General features: G+C 49.7%; 2 protein-coding genes and 3 pseudogenes. All 5 read right to left on the bottom strand.

From position 1 onward, the window contains the following. A pseudogene (locus tag BAA01_12235) lies at positions 1-79 on the bottom strand (transposase). A 133-nt stretch (positions 80-212) separates the two neighbouring features. After that, on the bottom strand, positions 213-1,187 hold the full coding sequence (locus BAA01_12230) for an integrase (protein ID OUM84092.1): 975 nt from the start codon (positions 1,185-1,187) through the stop codon (positions 213-215). A gap of 165 nt (positions 1,188-1,352) precedes the next feature. After that, positions 1,353-1,757, bottom strand: a pseudogene (locus tag BAA01_12225) (sporulation transcription factor Spo0A). 216 nt (positions 1,758-1,973) lie between these two features. Next, complete coding sequence (locus BAA01_12220; GenBank protein ID OUM84091.1) at positions 1,974-2,237, bottom strand: hypothetical protein; 264 nt, start codon at positions 2,235-2,237, stop codon at positions 1,974-1,976. Positions 2,238-2,456: 219 nt separating this feature from the next. Then, a pseudogene (locus BAA01_12215) lies at positions 2,457-2,920 on the bottom strand (hypothetical protein).

Raw genomic sequence — 2,920 nt, 5'->3', positions numbered from 1 at the left:
TCGACCTTTCCTCCTTCAGAATTTCCAGCACGATTTGGGCTTTTTGTTCCGGTGTAAACGTTCTGCGGATGGTTGTCATCAACTAAGAAACTCCTTTTTTGTTGTCTAGTTTTCGTAGTCCATTATACTTCCTGTGGGCTTGTAGGCGCGTTTTGCGATGTTGGGGATCTCCTGATACGGTTTAATTTTCGTTTTGGTCATGATGGTCACCCCTAAATGTCCATGTGAGCCAATGGACTATGCTTTTGATATTTTTTGCCGATCTCTTCGTCCGTGAAATCCAGATAGGCTTTTTGGGTAACTTCGACTGACGAGTGACCCAAAATTCTAGACAAAGTGAACCAGTCACCGCCATTTAAGATGTAATACTTCGCAAAATTGTTCCTCAGTTGGTGAGGATGGATTTCCACCCCTGCCCTTCTCCCCGCATCACGTAACGCCTTTTCAAAATTCCGAATCTCCAGTTTGGTTCCCCGTCGTGTAGGAAAAACGAACGGACTATCCACATACCGATCTTTGTATCTAAGCCAGCTTTTAAGTTCTTGGCCAAGACGCGGACTGAAATAGACGTACCTTTGTTGTTTATTTTTGGGATTAACCAGCAAAATGCTTTTGTGGGCAAAATCGATATGCTCTGGCAATAATGACAAGCACTCCCCCACGCGCATACCTGTATCAAGAAGCGTTTTTGTGATCATCGCATTTCTGTAATCGTGAAATTTGGTGGTATCAAACTGTTTGATGACTGCCTTAATTTCTTCCGGTGTTAGTGTTTTTTTAACTTTCCGGTGCACTTTAGGATTTTCGATTGTCTGGCATGGATTTTTGGGAATTTCGCGTTCAATTTCATGGAGCCAGTTAAAAAATACTTTGATGTTACGCACATAGTTGGCAATAGTCGTTGTTGAAATCTGTTTGCGGTAATCCGTTCGTTTCTCTGGATTGTTCTTATGTTTTGATGACTCGTTTGCGACAACCGTATATTTACCCCGCTCTTGTAAATACTTGATGTATTGTCGAATGTGACCTGATTGCACCTTTCGAGCATCGTTAATGTTAAACTTGTCCTGTAAAAACAATCCAAACAGTTTCAATGTTTGTTCGTAGCTAGCTAATGTTTTTGGGGACAAATTTTTTGATGTGCAGTACAGCATGAAGTTTTCAACTTGGAAATCAAAATCAGTCATAATAATAAACACCACTCCTCTATCGGTGTATTGTTGTGACCGATAGATTAGTGGTGTTTATCGTATTGACGAATGGATGTTTGTTGCCTTTTACCGCTTCGGCTTAGTGCATATTTGCCGAATTGGTTGGCTTATGATATCCCGCAATCCCTTGCCCCGCCTGGCTTACGACACCTTGTGCTCGATGCGCAGTTTGTCCGCCACCATCGCGATGAACTCGCTGTTCGTCGGCTTCGATTTGGCGACGTTGATGGTGTAGCCGAACAGGTGGCTGATCGACTCGATGTTGCCACGCGTCCAGGCGACCTCGATGGCGTGGCGGATGGCGCGTTCGACACGGGACGGGGTCGTCTTGAATTTCTCGGCGATGGCCGGGTACAGCGTCTTGGTAATGGCGCCGAGGATCTCGATGTTGTTGTATACCATCGTGATCGCTTCGCGCAGATACTGGTAGCCCTTGATGTGCGCCGGAACGCCGATTTCGTGGATGATGCTGGTGATGTTGGCGTCGAGGTTGCGGTTTTTGTGCATCGGAATGATGTTGGCCCGCGCGGCGCCGGACGACAAGGCCGGAGCGACCGGAGCGGTGCCGAAAAACCTTGTAAAATCAAATCATTTCGAGGCCTTCAACATGAAAATTCATGACGACAAATGCCCAGTTTATCGGTTTGCAGTTTGCGAATTTATTCGCATTTTTGCATTGACAAAATATATTTTAATTCCCAGTGTTTCCTGACGTCAATAAGCCGGAGAAGAGGGGCCCGTCTCATTCTCCTCCGGAAGCACTCAATCCTTGTACGGATCCGCAGCGTGCGGCCCCTCAAAGACAAACACATCCTCTGGCCGCATGACCTGCTTCCAGTCGCAGTCCCGGCACATGACAACCGGAACGGAGCCATCCGGCAAGGGATGGACAGCGACCTTGCCCTCTTCCGGCTCAAGCACCTCGCCTTCCTTCGTCATCGCGCCCAGGAGCAGTTCCCCGAAGCAGACCGGGCAGTATACATACTCCTCGGTTCCCGTCTCTTCGTTGATACGCACCGCATTCATTCGTCCCATCTCCTTTATCGTCGAATATGGACTTGGCTCCAACTCAAACGTAGAACGTCCTTGACGGGAATTTCAAGTCAAATTAGCGGCACCCGGTTTCATCGCATCTTCATGCGAATCAACCGGGTGCCGCAGGACCAGGCGAGGGGAAATGAGGCGCGGCGCATGGGCAGAGAAAGGCGGGAAACAGTCATGGGCCGGGCCCCGCCGGTTGCCTGCTCAGGGGCCGTTTTGTCCCGTCGCCGGGGATGCGCCCCGCATCTCCATCTTGAACTCTTTCCAGCGCTGTGCCCGTTCCCGGTCTTCGGGGGTCAAATTCTCCTTGCAAAACAGGTTGAAAGCGTTCGTCAGAATGACGGATTTGGGCATGTTATGCCGATGCGCCAAATAGTCGAGAAGGTCGCTTTCCTGTTCATTCAGGTAGACCGCCACCTTCACGTTTCGAGATTCACCGTTCATCTTCCCGCGCGAAACCGCAAAGCCCAAAGGCTGAAGATTGCGGAGCGCCTTCCGTTCCGCCCGCCGCTTCGCAAGGCAGGCGTTGCACACCGAAGGGACGGCCACATCCCGGAAATTGATGCGGAGGATGCGCCCGCTTGCGTCCACCTCGCGCCGGGGCATGGTTTCCCCGCAGTCCGTGCAAGTAAAGCATTCATTATGATCTGGATGAATGAATTGCACTT

It is taken from the genome of Bacillus thermozeamaize, assembly GCA_002159075.1.
Taxonomy (GTDB): domain Bacteria; phylum Bacillota; class Bacilli; order ZCTH02-B2; family ZCTH02-B2; genus Bacillus_BB; species Bacillus_BB thermozeamaize.
The sequence above is the reverse complement of the archived record's forward strand: the minus strand, read 5'-3'. Positions and strand labels throughout refer to the sequence as shown.

Coding starts and splice junctions, on each gene's coding strand:
- BAA01_12220 (OUM84091.1), bottom strand. CDS start 2,237: ATGAATGCGGTGCGTATCAACGAAGAGACGGGAACCGAGGAGTATGTA.
- BAA01_12230 (OUM84092.1), bottom strand. CDS start 1,187: ATGACTGATTTTGATTTCCAAGTTGAAAACTTCATGCTGTACTGCACA.